This is a genomic window from Sphingomonas panacis (assembly GCF_001717955.1).
Classification (GTDB): domain Bacteria; phylum Pseudomonadota; class Alphaproteobacteria; order Sphingomonadales; family Sphingomonadaceae; genus Sphingomonas; species Sphingomonas panacis.
The window spans coordinates 719,092-737,971 of sequence record NZ_CP014168.1 but is presented as its reverse complement, the minus strand read 5'-3'; the positions used below and the strand labels follow the sequence as shown (position 1 = coordinate 737,971).

Here is an 18,880-nt window from a genome sequence, read left to right as displayed (position 1 = left end):
GCCTACCGGGCGGGCGGTTCGCGCGAACTTGGGAGAGCTACGTAGCTTACCGGATTCGGTCGCGGTGCGGCCCGGTTCACGAGCCACCATCATGACGATGAGGATGCGAGCGATGAATCGATATCCGATTGGAGCGACCGGGCGAGGCGCGATGCGCGAAGACAGCCTGCACGGCTTTCTGACCGCCGTGTTCGTGCAGATGGCCGGCAGTGTCGCGGTCTCCGCCGCCGCGGCGTTGCTGGTCGAGCGCAATGCGATCCTGCAATCGGCGTTGGTCGGGCCGGATGGCATGACTGTCGCGGGGTGGATCGTGCTGCTGGCGCCGCTCGCCCTCGTCATCATTCTCGGAGCGGGCGTCGAGCGGCTCTCCGGCCCTGCCGCGCGTCTGCTTCTCTTCGTCTATGCGACGCTCGTCGGGCTGTCCCTCGGCACGATGCTGCTCGGCATCTCCGATGCGGCCGTGCTCACCAGCTTTGGCGCGGCTGCCGCCGGCTTCGCGGCGCTCGCGCTGGTGGGTGGCCGGGCCGGGCGCGATCTATCCGGGCTTGGCAGCTTCCTGACGGTCGGGCTGGTCGGCCTGCTCGTCGCCTTGCTCGCCAATCTGCTCCTGCGTTCGACCGGACTCGATCTCGTGCTGGCGGCGCTCGGGGTGTTGCTCTTCGCCGGGCTGACCGCCTATGATACGCAGCGTTTGAAGCGGCTTTATCTGGACACCCAGCCGAGCGCCGATGGCAGCGTCGCCGTGCTGGGCGCGCTCACCCTCTATCTCGATTTCCTGAACCTGTTCGTCTCGCTGCTGCGGCTGAGCGGGCGTCGGCGGTGATCGCGGACTTCTGGCAACGGCCACTCGCCGAGACGCTCGACGCGCTCCAGACCGACGGCAAAGGGCTGAGCACCGATGACGCCACGCGCCGCCGTTCCGAAGTCGGCTCGAACGAAGTCCAGGCCACACGCCGACGCCACCTGCTCGTCGATCTCGGCCGTCGGCTCGCCAATCCGCTGATCGCGATCCTGCTGGTGGCGTCCGGCGTTGCCGGACTGACCGGCGATGTGGCCAGCTTCGTCATCATCGTCTCGATGGTGCTGCTGTCGACGATCCTCGACATCGTTCAGGAGCGCCGCGCGGAGGCGACGGCGGCGGCGCTCAAGCGTTCGATCGCGCTGACCGCCAGGGTCATCCGAGACGGGAACGAGGACGAGCGGCCGGTGAGCGACCTTGTGCCGGGCGATGTCGTGCTGCTTGCCGCCGGCGATCTGGTGCCCGCCGACGGACTGGTGATTGCCGCCAATGCCGCGCAGGTCAATCAGGCCGCTTTGACCGGCGAAGCATATCCGGTCGAAAAGCGCGCAGACGGCAAACCCGGTGACGCCGTCGGCGACGCGGCCAATCTTCTCCTCCAGGGCAGTTCGATGATCGGCGGCGCGGCGACGATGCTCGTCGTCGAAACCGGCGCGCGGACCCGGTTCGGCCAGATCGCGGTCTCGCTGGAGGCGAGCCAGCCGCCCACCGCGTTCGAGCGCGGGATTCACAAGCTTGGCGTGCTGATCGTCCGGCTTACGGTGTTCCTCGTGCTGTTCGTGCTGCTCGCGCACCTGGCGCTCGGCCGGCCACCGCTCCAGGCGTTTCTGTTCGCGATGGCGCTCGCGGTCGGGCTGACGCCCGAGCTGCTGCCGATGATCGTGACCGTCGCGCTCGCACGCGGCGCGCAGCGCATGGCGGCGGCGAAAGTGGTGGTGAAGCGGCTGTCCGCGATTCACGATCTCGGCCAGATGGACGTGCTGTGCACCGACAAGACCGGCACGCTCACCGAGGCACGGATCGCGATGATCGCCCATCCCGGCATCGACGGCCATGACAGCGACCGCGTCGCCGAGCTTGCCGCGGTCAACGCGCGGTTCGAGACCGGACTCAAGAGCCCGCTCGACGAAGCGCTCCTTCTGCATGGCGCCGGGCGTGCGCTCGATGGCTGGATCAAGCTCGACGAACGCCCCTTCGATTTCGAGCGGCGGCGGGTGTCCGTGCTCGCCGAGCAAGACGGGCGTCGCCTCGAAATCGTCAAGGGGGCGCCCGAGACGCTGCTCGCTTTGTGCGACCGCGCCGAGGCTGCCGACGGGACGCTTATACCGTTGGATGCCGTACTGCGCGAGCAGATCATGGCGCTCCACGATGGCCATGCGGCGCAGGGCCTGCGTATGCTCGCGGTCGCCTGGAAGGACGCCGGCAGCCGGACGCGAATCGAGACCGACGACGATGCCGGTCTCGTCTTCGCCGGGCTATGCGTCTTCATCGATCCGCCCAAGCAAAGCGCGACCACCGCCGTCGCGCGGCTCGAAGCCGCCGGCGTGCGGATCAAGGTGATCTCGGGCGATGCGGCAGCGGTCGTCGAGCATCTCGTCAAGACGCTCGCGTTGCCGATCGAGGGGGTGCTCACCGGCGAGGACGTCGCGCGGCTCGGCGATGACGCGCTTGCGGCGCGCGTTGAGCAGGTCGATCTGTTCGCGCGCGTCAGCCCAGACCAGAAGCTCCGCATCGTGCGTGCGCTCCAGGCGCGCGGGCGGACGGTCGGCTTCCTCGGCGACGGGATCAACGACGCACCCGCGATCCGCGCCGCGGATGTCGGACTGTCGGTCGACGGCGCGACTGATGTGGCGCGCGAGGCCGCCGACATGATCCTGCTCGCGCCCGATCTCAACGTGCTGGTCGATGGGGTCCGCGAGGGGCGGCGCACCTATGCGAACATCATGAAATACATCCGCATGGGGACGAGTTCGAACTTCGGGAACATGCTGACGATGGCGCTCGCGTCGCTGGTGCTGCCGTTCCTGCCGCTGACGGCGGTTCAGGTGCTGCTCAACAACATGCTGTACGATCTGTCGCAAACCGGCATTCCGTTCGACCGGGCCGATGCGCGTGACGTCGCCGCGCCGCGCGGATGGGACATGCCCGCGCTGGTGCGCTTCACCTTGATTATGGGGCCGCTGTCATCGGTGTTCGATATCGCCACGTTCGTCGCGCTCGAACGTGTCTTCCACGTCGATGTCGCGACGTTTCGCGCGGCGTGGTTCGCCGAATCGATGGCGACGCAGATCCTCGTCGTGTTCGTGATCCGGACGGCCGCGCCGTTCTGGAAGGACCGTGCCCATCCCGGTTTGGTGATGACCACGTTGGCGTGTCTCGCCGTGGCGCTGGCGTTGCCGTTCCTGCCGATCGCCGCGACGCTTGGGTTCGCCGCGCCGAGCCTCGCGGTGATGGCGACGCTGGCCGGACTCGTCGCGCTGTATCTCGTCAGTGCCGAGGCGCTCAAGCGGGCCGCGATCCCCGAGCGGGGGTGACCCCCGCACCGCGTGCGGGGGCCGAAGATGTCACGTTTCAGTGGCCCAGAATCAGGGGAAGCGTGCTGTTGGACAGCATGCGTTTGGTCACGCCGCCGAACGTTTCCCGCAGCCTGCCGTGCCCATAGGCGCCCATCAGCACATAGTCGGCATGCCAGCGCGTGGCTTCGTCCTCGATAAGCTGGTCCGGCGCGTGATGCCGTTCATCGACGACGCGGACCGTGGCGTGGACATCGTGGCGCGACAGATATTCGGCCGCTTCCGTCGGCTCGACGCCTTCGCCGCCGCTTCGGGCCATGAAGATCTCGACATCCTTCGCGCGCTTCAGCAGCGGCAGGCAGGCACGCATGGTCGCGGCCGCGGACCCCCGGCCATCCCAGGCGACGAGCGCACGGTCGAGGCGCATGCTCTTGAGCGTTTCGGGAACCGCGAGGATGGGCGCGCGCGCGTGCATGACGAGATCGCTCACGATGTCGCGCATGTCGGGGCCGGCGACGTCCAACTTGCGGTTGAGCACGATGAGATCGGCGAGCGTCGCTTTGTCCTGCAGACATTTTCCGATCGACCCGGTGGAATCGCACCAGTCCCAGGGCACGTCCTCATTCGCCAGCCGGGCTTCGAGCGCGGCCTTGTTATGAGTTTCGCGCTCGCATTCGTCGGCGAAGAGGATCGCTTCCGCTTCGGCACCGCCGTAATAATCGCCGACGAGGACAGGGAGTACCGACACGTCGACGCAGGACAGATGCCCCTCGAACGCCCGGGTGACGTCGAGCGCCGCCTGCAGGCGCGCCTCCTGTCCGCTGTCGTCATGCACCAGCAAGAGAATGTTCTTCATAGCCACCTCCAATGTTCCGGCGATGACGATAGGAAAGCCGACGGGGGCGCCGATATTCGGGATGATACGGATACGAAAGCGGCCGCCCGGGACGGACGGCCGCTTGAGGGAATTCGCGGTGGCGTCAGAAAGCGACGACGATGTCGTCCTGGACCGCGGTGACGCCGGGCGCGGCCCATGCCGCCTGCTCGGCCAGACCGCGCTCGCTCCATGCCCTGACCTTGCCGCTCAGTTTGACCTTGCCGCCCTCGGTCGCGACCGACACCGTGGTGGCGTCCAGGTTGGCCTGCCGTTTGAACGCGGCCATGATGCGGTCCTTGATGTCGGCGGGCACCGGCAATTGCTTGACGGTGATGAGGTTGACCACGCCGAGAACCCCGGACACGCGGCCCGCCGCCCTGCGCGCTTCCTCGCTTTGATAGTGTTTGTCGACCGTTCCGGACAGCGTCACCCAGCCACGTTCGACCTTCACGCTCAAACGCTTATCGGGGATCGACACGTTCCACGCGAACAGATCGACGACGCGTTTGGCGATCTCATGATCGGCGGTCTTCGGTTCGGAGGCGAGACGGACCTTGATCTCTTCCGCGATCGCCCGGACCCCGGCCACGCGGCGCGCCGCCTCTTCGGCAGCGAACTTTTCGGGATAGGTCTTCACGTAGCCCGACAAGGTGACGACGCCGTCGTTGACCGCCACGCCGATGTCGGCATGGTCGACACGGGGTTCCCATTCGAGTTCAGCGATGACGTCATGCTGCAACTGGCTGTCGGTCTTTCGCATTGCTCTTCTCCTTCTTCGAGGTGAGGCGCCCGATCCGGGCGCCGGGCTCGCAGGCGGCGAGAGTGAGAACCGCCGGCAAGATCACGGAAATCGCGGTGCCACGCTGAGGCCTGCTGTGAATCCGCAGCCGGCCATGCGCGGCGTGGACGAAGGCGCGTGTGCGGGTGAGCTCGGACCGGGGCGTCGCGCCGCCAGTGTCGGCCACCAGAAGCCAGATGCGCTGGCCCACCCGGCGCGCCCGTATGACGATAGCGTCCGCGCCCGCCGCGCAGGCCTGCGCCACGAGGTCTCGCATCGCCGCATCGAAATCTGTCGGAACGACCCGCACCTGTAGGGCCTGGTCGCCAGCCTCCAGGGTGACCTTCGTGCGTGCCCCCGCGAGCCGGTCCAGTACCGGAGCGAGCGTGGCGAACTGCCGTCCGATCTCGATCGTGCTTGCTTGCGGTGGAGCGACCCGCTGCGTGGGCGCGTTGGCCCCGAACAGATCGAAACGGGCGGGTGTCGCCTCGTTCCACCGGAAGGCCGGCATTTGGCGTGTCGTGATCTGTTCGGTCTGCATCTCGCGCTCCCGTGGTATCGCGGTCTTTTTTAAGAGGGTATGTGCGCTCTCCAATGCGCAGATTCCCTTAGGTGTCGGGGCGTCAGCCCATGCGCTGGCCACCGTTCACGTCGAGCGTCGCGCCGGTGATGAAACCGGAGTCTTCGGCGACGAGGAACGTGATGCACCGGGCGATCTCCGCCGGCATGGCAAGCCGGCCGACCGGGATGCGGGCGACGATACCAGCCAGGACGTCGGGCGGTACGGCCTGGACCATATCGGTGTCGGTGTAGCCAGGCGCGACCGCGTTCACCGTGACGCCGTCCCGGGCCCCCTCGAGCGCGAGCGCGCGCGTGAACCCCAGGATGCCGGCTTTGGAGGCGGCGTAGTTGGTCTGGCCGAATTGTCCGGTTTCGCCGTTGATCGAGGAGATGCTGACGATCCGACCCCATTTGCGCGCGCGCATGTCGGCGAACACGGCATGCGCCATGTTGAAGCAGCCGGAAAGATTGGTGTCGATCACATCCCGCCAAGCCTCCGGCGCCATCTTGGCGAGGCTGGCGTCACGCGTGATACCAGCGTTGTTGACGAGGATGTCGATCGGCCCGAGCGCCGCCTCGACGGTGCGAACGCCGGTGCGGCAGGCGTCGTGATCTGCGATCGACCATTGCCACGTGGGGACGCCGGTTCGATTGGTGAAGTCGCGGGCGCGATCCGCATTGCCGCAGAAATTGGCCGCTACGGTGTATCCGGCTGCGGCCAGCGCCGCGCAGGTCGCGGCTCCGATACCCGTCGTGCCGCCGGTCACCAGCGCGACGCGCTGTCGTTGTGTCGCCATTGTTTTCTCCTGTGTGTGGCGCGAAGATGGATGTTGCGCACGGCCCCGCTGACGGCAGCCATGTGGCTTATGTCGCGATCAGCACTTTCAGCGCCTGGGTCTCGGCCGCGCGCCCGAATGTGTCATAGGCGTCGAGTATGTCGTCGAGCGTGAAGCGGTGCGTGATGAGGTGATCCGGGGCGAGTTTGCCCGCCAGCACCGTTTTCATCAGCATCGGGGTCGTGGTGGTATCGACGAGCCGGGTCGTGATGGCGATGTTGCGTGCCCATAGGGTTTCAAGGTGCAGATCGACCTTGCAGCCATGTACGCCGACATTGGCGATGACGCCGCCGGCCGCGACCAGTTCCTGACACAGTTCGAACGTCGCTGGCACGCCGACCGCTTCGATCACCGTGTCGGCGCCAAGACCGCCCGTGATGGTCCGCACCGCCGCCACCGGGTCTTCGTGCGCGCTGTTGACGACATGCGTCGCGCCGAACCGTTGCGCGGTCGCCAGCCGGTGCGCGTCGAGATCGATCACCACGATCTCGGCCGGCGTGTAGAATTGCGCGGTCAGCAAGGCGGCGAGCCCGATCGGACCCGCACCGACGATCGCGACGCTGCAACCCGGTTGCACCCGGCCGTTCAGGACACCGCATTCGAAGCCGGTCGGCAGGATGTCGCTCAGCATCACCAGCGCTTCCTCGTCGGCACCGGCCGGCACGGGATAGAGGCTGGTATCGGCATGCGGCACGCGCACATAGTCCGCCTGCGTGCCATCGATCGTGTTGCCGAGAATCCAGCCGCCCGAGGTGCAGTGCGAATACATGCCCTTGCGGCAGAACGCGCACCTGCCGCACGACGTGATGCACGAGATGAGGACGTGATCGCCGGGCTTGAACGTGGCGACGCCGGCGCCGACCGCCTCGACGATGCCGACACCCTCATGGCCGAGCACGCGCCCCGGCGCGCAGGTCGGCACGTCGCCTTTGAGGATGTGCAGATCGGTGCCGCAGATCGTGGTGTGCGTCACCCGCACGATCGCGTCGCCGGGGTCGGCGAGCACCGGCATCGGGCGTTCGTCCAGGCTTTTGCTGCCAGGGCCGTGATAGACCAGTGCTTTCATCGCCATGTCTCCATTCCGCGCCCCGCCGCCGAACGTCGGCGACCGCTCGGGTCGGCTCATGACGCCCGGACCGCGCCCGGCCCATTCGTAGATTCCCGGACGGCGCGGCGGCGGGTGATCGGCCTACAGACTCGCGTGATCCGCCAATCGGGTGGGAAGGAGCGAGCCGATGATGACGATGCGATCCCGCGATGCTCTGGTGCGGGGCGGGGGTGATGCCGGATGGGGCGCATGATCGCGATGCAGTTCGATGCGCCCGGCACGCGCCTTCGGCGAGTCGAGCGCGCGCTTCCGGCGGCGGGACCGGGCGAAATCCTCGTCGAAGTCGCCGCATGCGGGGTGTGCCGGACCGACCTCCATGTGCAGGACGGCGAGGTCGCCGCGCGGTATCCGATCATTCCCGGCCATGAAATCGTCGGCCGCGTCGCGGCGCTTGGCGCGGGGGTCGACACATTCGCGATCGGCCAGCGGGTCGGGGTTCCCTGGCTCGGGCACACCTGCGGGCAATGTTCGTACTGCCGGACGGGACGCGAGAATCTCTGCGACGCGCCACTCTTCACCGGCGCGACGCGCGACGGCGGGTTCGCCAGCCACGCGCTCGCTGACGCGCAATATTGTTTCGCGCTGCCGGAGCGTTTCACCGATGCCGCGGCGGCGCCGCTGCTGTGCGCCGGGCTGATCGGCTGGCGCGCGTTGCGGCTGGCCGGCGCGGGCGACAGGATCGGACTGTTCGGGTTCGGCGCCGCCGCCCATATCCTCGCGCAAGTCGCGCGCTGGCAGGGGCGCCAGGTCTACGCCTTCACCACGCCCGGCGATGAACCTGGCCAGGCGTTCGCGCGCTCGCTCGGCTGTGTGTGGGCCGGTGCGTCCACCGAGGCGCCACCCGATCTCCTCGATGCGGCGTTGATCTTCGCCCCCGTCGGCGCGCTCGTACCCGCTGCGCTCAAGGTGCTTCGCAAAGGGGGCAGGGTGGTGTGCGCGGGCATCCACATGAGTGATATCCCGAGCTTCCCCTATGCGGATCTCTGGGAGGAGCGGCAGATCGTGTCGGTGGCGAACCTGACGCGGGAGGACGGTACGTCGTTCTTCGAGGCCGTCGAAGCATCTGGCCTGCATACCGTCACGACCACCTACCGGCTGGAAGATGCCAACGATGCGCTCGACGACGTGCGCGCCGGGCGGCTGGAGGGGGCGGCGGTGCTGGTGCCGGGCACCTAAGTAGCATCACCGATTCATCGCGGTTTCGCGCGATCCTATCCCGCTGATGCCAGGATGAAGGAGACGAGCCATGACCGAACCGGCTACGACACCGTTCGATGAACCCGTTCCCGAGCTGCTTTGGTCGGCTTGCGAGCGCGCCTGGGAGGTGCCGATGATCGTCGCCACGGGATGGTGGAACGCGGCTGTTGGTGCCGTCTGGCCGCCCCATTGCCATCACACGATCTCCCACGATCGCCATGAGCAACTGGTCGTGCCCGAGCCGATCGCGGTCGATACCGAGCCCAGCCTGTTCGCCTGATCCTGCGTGCCGCAACCGCAAATGGAGAGCTTCCCATGAACGAGATGAGCAAAACCCCCGCCGCGCGGACGTTGCCCGCGGATACCGGCCCGATCGGCTGGCTGCGCGGTGAATTCGACCGTTTGTTCGACGACAATGGCCAGCCGGGGCGAACCTTCTTCGATATCGCGAAACGCGTGGCCGTGCCGGTGCCGGCGATCGAATTCAACGATGCGGGCGACGTCTATCGGCTGACGGCGGAGCTTCCCGGCCTGACCGACAAGGACGTTTCGGTCGAGGTGACCGAGGGGCGTCTCGTCATCGCCGGTGAAAAGCACGCGGCGGAAGAGCACAAGGATGCGGGGCGGCTGATCAGCGAACGCCGATATGGCGCGTTTCGCCGGGAGATATCACTGCCGGGCGACGTCGATCCCGAGGGGATCACGGCCAGGTTCGAGAGCGGCGTACTGACCGTCGACATCACCAAGGATCGCAACGCCCAGCCGCGATCACGAAAGATCGCGATCGCGGCATAGGACATGGTGGCGACATCGGCAGCATGTGCGTCCCCGCGCGATGTCGATGTCGCGGCCTGGCTCGCGCGCGGTGGCCCGTTCGGGGCCACCGCGCGCGTGGAGATCGTCGAAACCCATGCCGCGACGATCTATTTGTCGGGTGATCGCGCGTGGAAGCTCAAGCGCGCGGTGGCGTTCGGCTATCTCGATTTCACGACGCCGGAGCGCCGCCGCGCCGCGCTGGACGCGGAACTCCACCTCAATCGCCGAACAGCGCCGAGCCTGTATCTGAACCTGCATTCCATAACCGTCGAGAAGGACGGCACGCTGGCGCTCGACGGGCGCGGCGCGGCTATCGACTGGCTGCTCGAAATGCGTCGCTTCCCCGACGAGGCGTTGCTGGCGAAAATGGTCGGCAGGATGACGCTTGACGACGCGTTGCTGATGCGGCTCGCCGATGCGGTGGTCGCCTTCCACGCCACCGCCGGGATCGCCCCGGGGCAGGACGGCGCCGAGCGTATCCGCAGGGTGGTCGACGGCAATACGGCCAGCATGGCCGAATATCCGGACACGCTCGATCCGCAGACAGCGACTGCGCTCACCGACCGGCTCAAGGCATGGATCGCACGGCACAGCCGATTGCTCGACGCCCGCGCGCGGGCCGGCCGGATCAGGCATTGCCACGGCGACCTCCACCTCGCCAACATCGTCCTGCTCGATGGCGTGCCGACACCGTTTGATTGCCTCGAATTCGATGCCGAACTGGCGACCATCGATGTCCTGTACGACCTCGCTTTCCTGTTGATGGATTTCTGGGCGCGGGGTTTGCGCCGCGAGGCGGGCATCGTCGCCAATCGCTATCTCGATCTGTCGGCTGCCGATGAAAGCGGGATTGCGCTGGTGCCGTTCTACATGAGCGTCCGCGCCTCGATCCGCGCGCACGTGCTCGCGGCGCAGGCGGCGCGTACCGGCGCGGCGGACGATTTCGACCAAGCCCGGCGCTACCTCGCGCTCGCGCGGGATATGCTCGTCGCGGTGCCACCGCGGCTCGTGGCGATCGGTGGCCTTTCGGGATCGGGCAAATCGACGCTCGCCCGCTCCGTTGGCGGGGAGATCGGCGTCGCGCCCGGCGCGCGGGTGTTGCGCAGTGATGTCGTGCGCAAGCGGCTCGCCGGAGTCGGCCCCGAACAGCGGCTCGACCCGGCACAATATACCGAGGAGTCCAGTCGGCTGGTCTATGCCGAGCTGAGGCGGCTTGCGGGCGAGGCGCTTGGCGCGGGCCAGTCGGTGATCGTTGACGCGGTGTTTTCGGACCCAGCGGAAAGAGAGGCCATCGCTGACGTGGCGGCGCTGTGTGGCGTTGGCTTTCACGGCTTCTGGCTGGACGTGCCGGAGGCGGAGCGCGTGCGGCGTATCGAAGCGCGCGGACCGGACGCATCGGACGCGAACGGCGATGTCGCGCGGCGGCAGAGCACCCTTCCGGTCGTTAGCGGCGGCTGGATCGTACTGGCGGCCGGGCAGGATTTACCGTCGTTGCACCGCGCTTTGGAGCGTCACCTGCGCGCACCCTAAGTAGCTTTACCAATACGCGCCGACCGAATGTTGGCGCACTTTCGCCCTCGTAATAGAAGACGGGGATGCGAGGATGTTGACGAAAATATATGGATCGGACGTGGTCTCAGCGGCAGACGCAAAGCTGAGGCTTCAAGTCGCCACGGTGCTGCTTGTTGCGATCATAATCCTCGAAGCATTCTCCGCTTACGGGATGATCCCATAACATTTCAACATTCCTGTCTAGATCTTGAAAGGTGGTGTCATGGCTGAGAGGTATTTCCTGTTTTTGGTGATCGTCGCCATGGGTACTTTCTTATGCATGATGGTGCTCGTCAACATCGAAGATACCCTGCTGGAACGCCGCATGAGAGCGAAAGACGGGGTCGATCCTCAGATCGAGCAAGACCGGCCCGAATCGGCCAGCGCCGATGCGCGGCGGGATGCCAACGATCTCGCCGGTCGGTTCGCCGCCTAACCGCGCGGCCCGTCATGCCCGCCAAGTTCCGCGCGGCAGGCGACTAAGAGGCCCGCCAGAAAAGGCGGGCACGGCCCAGACATCCTCTGGCGATAGCATCGTCTTGAACGGCGGCATCGACGTTCCGAAAGGCGTGCCGCCCCGGCGATTGTCCCCAATCCCCGTATCTGCAGGAGTCGACGCCCGCCGCGATGCGCTTTCCGGGTGTGCCGACCGCTCCACATCTGCTGTCCTCGCACACTCCGTACCGGCCGGAAGCGGCGGCGATCTCGTCGCCGCCGCTTCCGGTCAGGTGTCAGGCGTCCATGTCGTGCAGCGCGCGAAACGCCTGATAGAGCACGCGCGGATCATATTGCCCCTTGAAGACGGCCGGCGGCGCGCGGTCGAGGCCGAGCAGGCGATAGGCGGCGGTCTGCGCGGAGCGCACCGAATATTCGACGGTGAACACCACATCGTCCGGCTGTTCGCAATATTGGCCGGTGAAGGCGAGATTGGTCCAGCCTGCGGGAATCACCTGCGGGCGGTCGCCATGGTCGCGGCGCAGGAACTGGCTGGTGATGAACGGCATCATGCAGGGAATGCAGTTTGCGGTCGCGAGCAGCGCGTCGGTCCGCGTGGCGGCGCCGAGATGGCCGATGATCTCGGTCATGATCTCCCGGCCGCTGCACTGGGCCATCGGCTTGGGCACGAAGTTGCCGGGGGTATCGATGAACAGCCCATAGCCCCACAGCACCTGAACGCCCTCGGGCTGGCCGATGAAATGGGGCTGGTGCGGCAGCACGATCGACGCCAGCCAGTTCGATTGCGGGAAGGTGATCAGGCCGCCTTCGCCCGGCACGTTGCCGGTGAGATCGCGGACGAGATCGAAGAAGTCCGGGCTGTGCAGCGTCGTGGTGAACGACAGCCATTTGGATTCATCGACATGATCGGCGAAGACCGCCGGGCTGCCGAATTCGGGGCGCCCCTCGGCGAGCTTCTCCCACAAGGTCCAGGCGCCGCCGTCCCGCTTTGTGCCGAGCGTGGCTGCGCGGTCGGTGGCGCCGAGATTCGACCCCTCGGTCATCGAGCCGAGCGTCACGATCACCTTGTCGGTTTCCTTAAGCAATATCTCGGCGTCGACGCCGCCGCGCCGGCATAGGATTCGCTCGACACGCTTGCCTTCTGGCCCTTCGCCCGTGGCGAGATCGGTGACCTCCACGCCCAGCTCGAACTTGACGCCGCGCGCCTTGAGCCACTTGTCGAGCGGGCGAACCATCGAATCATACTGGTTGTAGACCGTTCGCATGATGCCATGCAGACAATTGAAGCCCGAAACCATATGGGCAAACCGCACCAGATAGCGTTTGAACTCGACCGCGCTGTGCCAGGGCTGGAAGGCGAAGGTGGTGCACCACATCAGCCAGAAATCGGTCTTGAAGAAGGACGCATCGAACTGTTCGGCGATGCTGGTCCGTCCGAGCATGGCCTCGGGCTCGATCGCCAGCCGTTCCAGCGTCAGGATCTGCCGTTCGCTCAATCCGAATGCGGGCGCATCGTCGCGATGGCCATCGCGGAACAGGCGGGATTTGGACGAGGTCTTCATCGTCTCGTTCCACGCGAAGATTTCCTGCGTGACCGTGCGGCTCTCGTCGAGCGTCGGAATCGAGGAGAAGAGATCATAGGTGCACAGATATTTGCTCTCGAGCATCCGGCCGCCGCGCAGAACATAGCCCTGTTCGGGCGTGCCGGCGCCATCGAGGCTCCCACCGAGCCGGTCGGATTCCTCAAGGATGGTGATGTCGTGGCCAGGAACGTCGCCATCGCGAATCAGGAACGCCGCCGCCGCCAGCGAGGCGATACCGCCGCCGACCAGGTAGAATTTCGTTCCGGAACCGCCGTCGCTCATCGAACGCCAGTGTGCTGCTGATCTTGTCATGTTTCCTCCGACGTCGCCTGATCGCCATTCGTGCGGCCCAGGCGCGATGGATGCCCTGCGCGCACGACATATGAACGCCAATCGGTATAGTTACGGACTGCTGCCCGCGCCGGCACCGTCTACGTCACGTGACCGCGGCAGTGACGCCTGCAACGGCACGGAGAGATATCATGGCACAGTTCGCCACATCCCGATTTGGCATTGGAAACGACCCGCTGGGTCTTCGCAACGCGCGGGGCTGGCTGTTTGCGCTCGGCCTCGCACTCCTGCTGCTCGGGCTGTGCGCCTCCGCCAATTTGGTTCTCGCGACGGTCGCGACCATCTATTATGTCGGGGCGATGATGCTGATTGGCGGCGTGCTTCAGATCGTCCACGCTTTCGGCACACGCCAATGGGGGAGCGCCGGCCTGTGGCTGCTGAGTGGAATCCTCTATCTGCTGGCAGGCCTTGTCGCTTTCTCCAATCCGCTTTTGGCGGCAGCGATGCTGACGCTGCTTCTCGCCGTGTCCCTCGCGACGTCGGGCGTGCTGCGGCTCTGGGTTGGGATCAGCGTCGTCGCCATCGGTCGGGGGTGGCTCGTGGTCTCCGGGCTTGCCAGCATCGCTGCCGCGGTGATCATCGGCTTCCAGTGGCCGGTCAACGCGCTGTGGATTCTGGGCATGGTGCTGGCGGTCGATCTCATCGTCCAGGGCATTGCGTTGCTTGCGGCGGGATTTTCGATCAAGATCCTGCGCACGGTGTGACGCGCCGGGCCTCGACGCCAGCCAACCCCACCGCCTCTCATACCGGGATCTTCGAACATGTCCTCTGACGCCGCATTGTATCGTTCGCGGATCATGACCGCCGATCAGGCCGTGGCGCTGATCCCGTCGGGCGCGAAGATCGCGATGGGCCTGGGTGTTTCGCAGCCGCCCGCCATTCTGCGCGCGCTGGCCGATCGCGCGGCGGCGGGTGCGGTCTCGGATCTGCGCCTCTATTACCTGCTCTCGACCGCGATCGCCGGGGAGACGGTGCTGCGCTACGACTTGCGCGAGCGGATCAGGCCGGTCTCCCTGTTCCACAGCGCGATCGAACGCGCGCTCGATGCCCGCGCCGCTGCCGACGGCCTGCCGCCGGTCGAGGTGATCCCGACCGCGTTCAGTCAAGCGCCGCGTGTCTTGTGCGAGCAGGTGGGGGTGGACACGCTGCTGATCACCGTCTCGCCGATGGACGAGGACGGCAATTTCAGCTTCGGCACCAACACCGATTATGCGCTGGCCGTCTCGCGCACCGCCGCGCGCGTGATCCTTGAGGTCAATCCGCACATGCCGCGCGTGCGGGGGGACTGCACGGTGCACGTCTCCCGCGTGAGCGCGCTGGTCGAGCATACGGCGCCGCTGCTCGAAGTGCCGCGCGCATCGCTCCGACCCCAGGACATCGCGATCGGGGACATCATCGCCGGGCTCGTCGAGGATGGCGCCTGCCTCCAGATGGGGATCGGCGCACTGCCGGATGCGGTATGCGCGGCGCTGCGGGGCCATCGCCATCTCGGCATCCATACCGAGCTGATGACGCCGGGACTCGCCGAGCTGATGCGTTGCGGCGTGGTCGACAACAGCCGCAAGCAGATCGACGTGGGGCAGACCGTCTTCACCTTCGCAATGGGTGACCGGGCGCTCTATGATTTCATCGATGGCAACCCGCGGATGAGCGCCTACCCGGTCGATCATGTCAACGATCCGGCGGTGATCGCCCGCAACGCGCGCATGGTTTCGGTGAATGCCACGCTCCAGATCGATCTCGATGGCGCGTGCAATTCCGAATGTATGAGCGGGCGGCAATATAGCGCCGCCGGGGGGCAGCTCGATTTCGTGCGCGGCGCCTACGCGTCGAAAGGCGGGCGCTCGATCATCGCTTGCCATTCCACGGCCGCCAACGGCACCGTCTCACGCATCGTCCCCGCGCTCGATGGCCCGGTCACGACCCCGCGCAACGATACGCATATCGTCGTCACCGAACATGGCTGGGCCGATCTCAAGGGGAAAACCGCGGACGAGCGCGCCCGCGCGCTGATCGATCTCGCGCATCCGGCGTTTCGCGAGATGCTGGAGCGCGCTGCCCATGCGAAGGGGCTTGCTCGCCGCTAGAGGCGCGGCTTGATGATGAGAATGTCCGGGTCGCGCGTCGGCCGCCAGTTCCTGTGTCGCACCTCGAAGCGCGTGGGTGAGATCTTGCGGGCACCATCAGCGCAAAAGCTGACCGGATTCTCCGGCGCGGCCTTGTCGACGGCCAGCCTGAAACTGCCGATCGGCGCTCGCCAATTGGCGCCCGTTGTCAGCACATATTGGACGCGGACTTCCGGAAGGGTCGCATCGGCAGATCCGGCCGCCCGCACGAACCTGTCGATACCGGCGAGGAAAGCCGCGTCGGTGCAGTAGCGGGCGAGGTACGCCTTGCCCGCCGGATCGTTGCGGAAACCCGGCGTGGTAAGCTGCGTGCCGATACTGCCTCCGGTGCCGGGCGCGTAGCTATGCTCGATGGGCAGGTCGCGCCCCGCAGGGAAAAGCTGCGTCCAGTGATAGGTTCGGCGCACGGTCCAGGCCCCTCAGGCGCCGTCGCGATGGGTCGTCACACCTTCGGTATGGACGACATAGCGCAACGGTCCGCGCTGGATGGCGTCGAAGGGAAAGCACGTCACGAGGTCCAGCCGCTCACCCATCACGGCGTCAGGCGCGGCATAGCGATTCCAGCGCACGACGCTGGTGCCGGTTACGCGATAGCGCCGGTTCAGACCCTGGCGGGTCTGCACGGTAACGATATCGCCGGCGTGCAGCTCGCGCAGGAAGCGGAAATGGGTGTCGCGGTGGGCGGCGATGACGGCGGTTCCGCGCGCTCCGATCGATGCCGCACCGGGCAGCAGCGTCGGGCCGAATGCGAGGGCCTGGCCGGAACCGCTGTCCAATATCACCCGCGACACACCCAGACGCGGCACCGAGAGCCGGGCGAGCGGGGTCATGTCCGCCCATGGCCACGGCTTGAGCGGCTGGTGGGCCGCAAGGCTGCGGTCAAACGCGCGCTCCAGCAACATTTGCGCGACGGCGGCCTTGGCCGGAATATACAGCCCCCGGCCGATCTCCACCACGCCTGCAAGGCACAGCCCCAACAGCAGCAGCATCAGGAGGCCGCGTCCCCGCGCGGCCTCCTTCATGCGTGCGGGCGGAAGTGCCCGGATCATGCCGCCCTGCGGCGCAGCAGGAGCGCAAGACCGGTCATGCCGACCAGCAGCAGCGCCAGCCCCTGAGCGACCAGGCCAGCGAAGCCGGTGGCGGTCTGCGGAAGGTCGAGGCTCTGGCTCTGCATCGCGGCGGCGTCACCGGGGGCATCGGCGCGCTGCGCGACGCTCCCGGCACTTTGCCCGAACAAGGTGCCGAAGTCCCAGCCGGCGGGCAGATTGATCGGCAAGTCCTCTTTCGTAAGCGGCGTGCCTTGCGGGCGCGACGGCGTCTGGTCCACGGCGACGAGACTGGTGCGGCTGGTGACGATCCCGCTCTCCATCCCGATCCGCTCGACTTCGGCATCGGCCTTGGCGTCGTCCAGCTTGCCGAGCGCCCTGTCCGCCTCGACATCGGTGATCAGCCGGCGCGCCCACAGCTTTTCCACCGCCGGGCTGGGCTGGGCGCGCGTCAGGTCGACTCGCTTTTCCCAGCGCTTGTTGCCGATCATACCGCTGACGGTGAGGGTTCCGGCGAGATGCGCGGTTCGCCCGACCAGCACCAGCGGGCGACCGGCATAGACGTCCGGCAGGCGCGAGGGCGTAAGGTCGAGCGCGCCGCCATCGACCCGTACCGACAGATTCCGCACCGCCGGATGGCTGAGCACGTCGAGCAGCGGCATCATCTTGGCCGCGACTTCGCCCGGCGCGCCGACATGGGTGTAGACCCCGCCGCCGATGGTGGACATCCGCTCCATCAGATAGTCGTTGGGGGCGGAGCCGATGCCGACCATGAAGACGTGGCTGCGCCCGCCATCCGCGTCGATCGCGGCCATCATCTCGCGCTCGTTCGAGATTTCGCCATCAGTCAGGAAAACGATCTGGCGCAGTGTCTCGGGATCATCGCCGCCCCCGATCGCGGCATCGGCCAGCGCGGCTTTGAGCGCGGGCAGCATCTCGGTGCCGCCTTGCGCTTCGAGAGACCCGGCGAAGCGCCTGGCCAGGTCCACCTGATCGGGGGTGGCGGCGACACTGTGGTCGAACAGGCGGGTCATGGTGTCGTCGAAGCGGATCACGTTGAAGTGATCCTGCGGCCGCAAGGTGCCGAGCGCGTGGATCAGGCTGGACTTGGCTTCTTCCATCGACTCCCCGCCCATCGATCCGCTGTTGTCGATCACGAACACCATCTCGCGCGGCGGCGTCGGCAGGCGGGACAAATCGGCGGGCGGGGTCACCGATGCCATGACATAGTCGCCCGTGTCGGTGTGCTGCGCGAACAGCCCCAGCGTCGGGTCGGCCGCGGCGGAGCGCCATTCGAGCACGAAGTCGCGGTCCGCCGGCACGCTTTCGTCGAGCCGGATGGTGCGGTCGTCGAGCGGGCCGGAAACGGTCACCTTGTGGTAGCGGCTGACGAGGTTGGCGACGTCGAAGCCGGGGGCGAGCCGCACCGCGATCGACGTGGGGTTGAGCTTCACCCCCAGCGCGGGATCGAGAACGGGTGCTGACGTAACCGCTTGGGCATCCCGGGCTGCGCCTGGTCCGGTCAATGTGTGGGGCGGCACGTAGCGCGGGCCGACCACCAGCGGCAGGCGTAGCGAGAAGGTGCCGTTGGCCTGAACCACCGGCGCCTGATACTCGATCGAGATCAGGACCGTCTCTCCGGGGCCGACATTGGCAACGAGCGTGGAGAACATGTTGGGGCGCTGCTGCTCCACCAACGACGCCTTGGTGCCACGTCGCTTCGCCGCCTCGTACGTCGCGAGCGCCTTCTCGCGGGGCTGGATCTGGCCCACGATCACGCGCTGGCCCACCACCATCTTGAGCGAATCCACCGCGCCATCCTGCGGCAAGGGATAGAGATAGCTGGCCTCCACCCACGTGTTCGACGTGTTGCGGAACGCCTGGGTGACGCGCACGCGCGCCACTTGGCCGGTCACCGTCACCGCCATGTCGGTGCCCAGCCGAACGGCTGGCAATGCCTGGGACATACCTTTGGCTTTCAACAACAAGACCCCGGCGGCAGGGCCATCGTCGGGCGCCGCCTCGTCAGCGGCGGCTGCGGAACTGGCGTTGAGCGCCAACGTGGCGGGAGCACCCACAGCCAGCACGATGGCAGGGATCAGGGCGCGGCGGATAGCGAGGGGGTGCGGCATGTCAGGGCTCCATCGAAAGATCGGAGCCATCCCTCTATGCGCACAACGGCACGCACAGCCACGAGCAGTTTCGGCCTGTTACCGCCAGTCGATGTGCGCAACCCCGCACGCCGGCGCGACGATTGACGGAATGTCCGGGTTTGTGCGCAT

18 protein-coding genes are annotated in these 18,880 nt (G+C 66.8%); 9 read left to right on the top strand and 9 right to left on the bottom strand.

Translation table 11 applies throughout. The features are described 5' to 3' along the window. Positions 1 to 151: 151 nt before the first annotated feature. On the top strand, positions 152 to 823 hold the full coding sequence (locus tag J0A91_RS03380; RefSeq protein WP_169833071.1) for a Bax inhibitor-1/YccA family protein: 672 nt from the start codon (positions 152 to 154) through the stop codon (positions 821 to 823). After that, on the top strand, positions 820 to 3,333 hold the full coding sequence (mgtA, locus tag J0A91_RS03375; RefSeq protein WP_069203732.1) for a magnesium-translocating P-type ATPase: 2,514 nt from the start codon (positions 820 to 822) through the stop codon (positions 3,331 to 3,333). The genes J0A91_RS03380 and mgtA overlap by 4 nt, the downstream gene beginning before the upstream one ends. Positions 3,334 to 3,370: 37 nt before the next feature. Here the strand turns inward: mgtA and J0A91_RS03370 are convergent, their stop codons facing one another. The 5 genes from J0A91_RS03370 to J0A91_RS03350 all read right to left on the bottom strand — a co-directional run bounded on the left by J0A91_RS03370 (position 3,371) and on the right by J0A91_RS03350 (position 7,430). Beyond that, positions 3,371 to 4,168 (bottom strand): universal stress protein, encoded by a 798-nt coding sequence (locus J0A91_RS03370; protein WP_069203731.1) that lies wholly within the window; start codon positions 4,166 to 4,168, stop codon positions 3,371 to 3,373. A gap of 124 nt (positions 4,169 to 4,292) precedes the next feature. After that, positions 4,293 to 4,949 (bottom strand): BON domain-containing protein, encoded by a 657-nt coding sequence (locus J0A91_RS03365; protein ID WP_069203730.1) that lies wholly within the window; start codon positions 4,947 to 4,949, stop codon positions 4,293 to 4,295. After that, positions 4,918 to 5,508 carry a histidine kinase gene (locus tag J0A91_RS03360; RefSeq protein ID WP_150126809.1) on the bottom strand — a complete coding sequence of 197 codons (591 nt, stop codon included), beginning with the start codon at positions 5,506 to 5,508 and terminating at the stop codon, positions 4,918 to 4,920. Before J0A91_RS03360 ends, J0A91_RS03365 begins: the two co-directional genes overlap by 32 nt. 82 nt (positions 5,509 to 5,590) lie before the next feature. After that, entirely contained in the window at positions 5,591 to 6,325 is a 735-nt protein-coding gene (gene phbB, locus J0A91_RS03355; RefSeq protein ID WP_069203728.1) for an acetoacetyl-CoA reductase, read from the bottom strand. A gap of 67 nt (positions 6,326 to 6,392) precedes the next feature. Next, a complete protein-coding gene (locus J0A91_RS03350; RefSeq protein WP_069206991.1) occupies positions 6,393 to 7,430 on the bottom strand; it encodes a zinc-dependent alcohol dehydrogenase family protein in 1,038 nt (345 codons plus the stop codon). Between the two features lie 231 nt (positions 7,431 to 7,661). Here J0A91_RS03350 and J0A91_RS03345 point away from each other — a divergent pair, with 231 nt between their 5' ends. The 5 genes from J0A91_RS03345 (at position 7,662) to J0A91_RS03325 (ending at position 11,472) form a co-directional block, all read left to right on the top strand. Next, positions 7,662 to 8,648, top strand: coding sequence for a zinc-dependent alcohol dehydrogenase family protein (locus tag J0A91_RS03345; RefSeq protein WP_069206990.1), 987 nt, complete (start codon positions 7,662 to 7,664; stop codon positions 8,646 to 8,648). A gap of 70 nt (positions 8,649 to 8,718) precedes the next feature. Then, the gene (locus J0A91_RS03340; protein WP_069203727.1) at positions 8,719 to 8,949 is read left to right on the top strand and encodes a hypothetical protein; all 231 of its coding nucleotides are present in this window, start codon (positions 8,719 to 8,721) and stop codon (positions 8,947 to 8,949) included. Between the two features lie 35 nt (positions 8,950 to 8,984). Then, positions 8,985 to 9,464 carry an Hsp20/alpha crystallin family protein gene (locus J0A91_RS03335; RefSeq protein WP_083224476.1) on the top strand — a complete coding sequence of 160 codons (480 nt, stop codon included), beginning with the start codon at positions 8,985 to 8,987 and terminating at the stop codon, positions 9,462 to 9,464. A gap of 3 nt (positions 9,465 to 9,467) precedes the next feature. Then, positions 9,468 to 11,015: a bifunctional aminoglycoside phosphotransferase/ATP-binding protein gene (locus J0A91_RS03330; protein ID WP_069203726.1), complete on the top strand. Its 1,548-nt coding sequence runs from the start codon at positions 9,468 to 9,470 to the stop codon at positions 11,013 to 11,015. A 244-nt stretch (positions 11,016 to 11,259) separates the two neighbouring features. Beyond that, on the top strand, positions 11,260 to 11,472 hold the full coding sequence (locus tag J0A91_RS03325; protein ID WP_150126808.1) for a hypothetical protein: 213 nt from the start codon (positions 11,260 to 11,262) through the stop codon (positions 11,470 to 11,472). A gap of 295 nt (positions 11,473 to 11,767) precedes the next feature. On the opposite strand, the gene J0A91_RS03320 is transcribed toward J0A91_RS03325, so the two are convergent. Beyond that, a complete protein-coding gene (locus J0A91_RS03320) occupies positions 11,768 to 13,387 on the bottom strand; it encodes an oleate hydratase (RefSeq protein ID WP_069203725.1) in 1,620 nt (539 codons plus the stop codon). A 170-nt stretch (positions 13,388 to 13,557) separates the two neighbouring features. Here J0A91_RS03320 and J0A91_RS03315 point away from each other — a divergent pair, with 170 nt between their 5' ends. After that, entirely contained in the window at positions 13,558 to 14,130 is a 573-nt protein-coding gene (locus J0A91_RS03315; protein ID WP_069203724.1) for an HdeD family acid-resistance protein, read from the top strand. A 57-nt stretch (positions 14,131 to 14,187) separates the two neighbouring features. Further along, positions 14,188 to 15,513 carry an acetyl-CoA hydrolase/transferase family protein gene (locus J0A91_RS03310; RefSeq protein WP_069203723.1) on the top strand — a complete coding sequence of 442 codons (1,326 nt, stop codon included), beginning with the start codon at positions 14,188 to 14,190 and terminating at the stop codon, positions 15,511 to 15,513. Here the strand turns inward: J0A91_RS03310 and J0A91_RS03305 are convergent. The 3 genes from J0A91_RS03305 to J0A91_RS03295 are packed head-to-tail and all read right to left on the bottom strand — an operon-like array spanning position 15,510 to position 18,730. Then, positions 15,510 to 15,959 (bottom strand): DUF4424 family protein, encoded by a 450-nt coding sequence (locus J0A91_RS03305; RefSeq protein ID WP_069203722.1) that lies wholly within the window; start codon positions 15,957 to 15,959, stop codon positions 15,510 to 15,512. The genes J0A91_RS03310 and J0A91_RS03305 overlap by 4 nt on opposite strands. A gap of 12 nt (positions 15,960 to 15,971) precedes the next feature. After that, the gene (locus J0A91_RS03300) at positions 15,972 to 16,601 is read right to left on the bottom strand and encodes a class GN sortase (RefSeq protein ID WP_083224475.1); all 630 of its coding nucleotides are present in this window, start codon (positions 16,599 to 16,601) and stop codon (positions 15,972 to 15,974) included. After that, complete coding sequence (locus J0A91_RS03295) at positions 16,598 to 18,730, bottom strand: marine proteobacterial sortase target protein (protein WP_069203721.1); 2,133 nt, start codon at positions 18,728 to 18,730, stop codon at positions 16,598 to 16,600. The genes J0A91_RS03300 and J0A91_RS03295 overlap by 4 nt, the downstream gene beginning before the upstream one ends. Between the last annotated feature and the right edge of the window lie 150 nt (positions 18,731 to 18,880).

Bases quoted from the DNA above. Each gene is read 5' to 3' on its own strand.
- J0A91_RS03380 (WP_169833071.1), top strand. From the start codon at position 152: ATGCGCGAAGACAGCCTGCACGGCTTTCTGACCGCCGTGTTCGTGCAG.
- J0A91_RS03370 (WP_069203731.1), bottom strand. From the start codon at position 4,168: ATGAAGAACATTCTCTTGCTGGTGCATGACGACAGCGGACAGGAGGCG.
- J0A91_RS03365 (WP_069203730.1), bottom strand. From the start codon at position 4,949: ATGCGAAAGACCGACAGCCAGTTGCAGCATGACGTCATCGCTGAACTC.
- J0A91_RS03360 (WP_150126809.1), bottom strand. From the start codon at position 5,508: ATGCAGACCGAACAGATCACGACACGCCAAATGCCGGCCTTCCGGTGG.
- phbB (WP_069203728.1), bottom strand. From the start codon at position 6,325: ATGGCGACACAACGACAGCGCGTCGCGCTGGTGACCGGCGGCACGACG.
- J0A91_RS03350 (WP_069206991.1), bottom strand. From the start codon at position 7,430: ATGAAAGCACTGGTCTATCACGGCCCTGGCAGCAAAAGCCTGGACGAA.
- J0A91_RS03345 (WP_069206990.1), top strand. From the start codon at position 7,662: ATGATCGCGATGCAGTTCGATGCGCCCGGCACGCGCCTTCGGCGAGTC.
- J0A91_RS03340 (WP_069203727.1), top strand. From the start codon at position 8,719: ATGACCGAACCGGCTACGACACCGTTCGATGAACCCGTTCCCGAGCTG.
- J0A91_RS03335 (WP_083224476.1), top strand. From the start codon at position 8,985: ATGAACGAGATGAGCAAAACCCCCGCCGCGCGGACGTTGCCCGCGGAT.
- J0A91_RS03330 (WP_069203726.1), top strand. From the start codon at position 9,468: ATGGTGGCGACATCGGCAGCATGTGCGTCCCCGCGCGATGTCGATGTC.
- J0A91_RS03325 (WP_150126808.1), top strand. From the start codon at position 11,260: ATGGCTGAGAGGTATTTCCTGTTTTTGGTGATCGTCGCCATGGGTACT.
- J0A91_RS03320 (WP_069203725.1), bottom strand. From the start codon at position 13,387: ATGACAAGATCAGCAGCACACTGGCGTTCGATGAGCGACGGCGGTTCC.
- J0A91_RS03315 (WP_069203724.1), top strand. From the start codon at position 13,558: ATGGCACAGTTCGCCACATCCCGATTTGGCATTGGAAACGACCCGCTG.
- J0A91_RS03310 (WP_069203723.1), top strand. From the start codon at position 14,188: ATGTCCTCTGACGCCGCATTGTATCGTTCGCGGATCATGACCGCCGAT.
- J0A91_RS03300 (WP_083224475.1), bottom strand. From the start codon at position 16,601: ATGATCCGGGCACTTCCGCCCGCACGCATGAAGGAGGCCGCGCGGGGA.
- J0A91_RS03295 (WP_069203721.1), bottom strand. From the start codon at position 18,730: ATGCCGCACCCCCTCGCTATCCGCCGCGCCCTGATCCCTGCCATCGTG.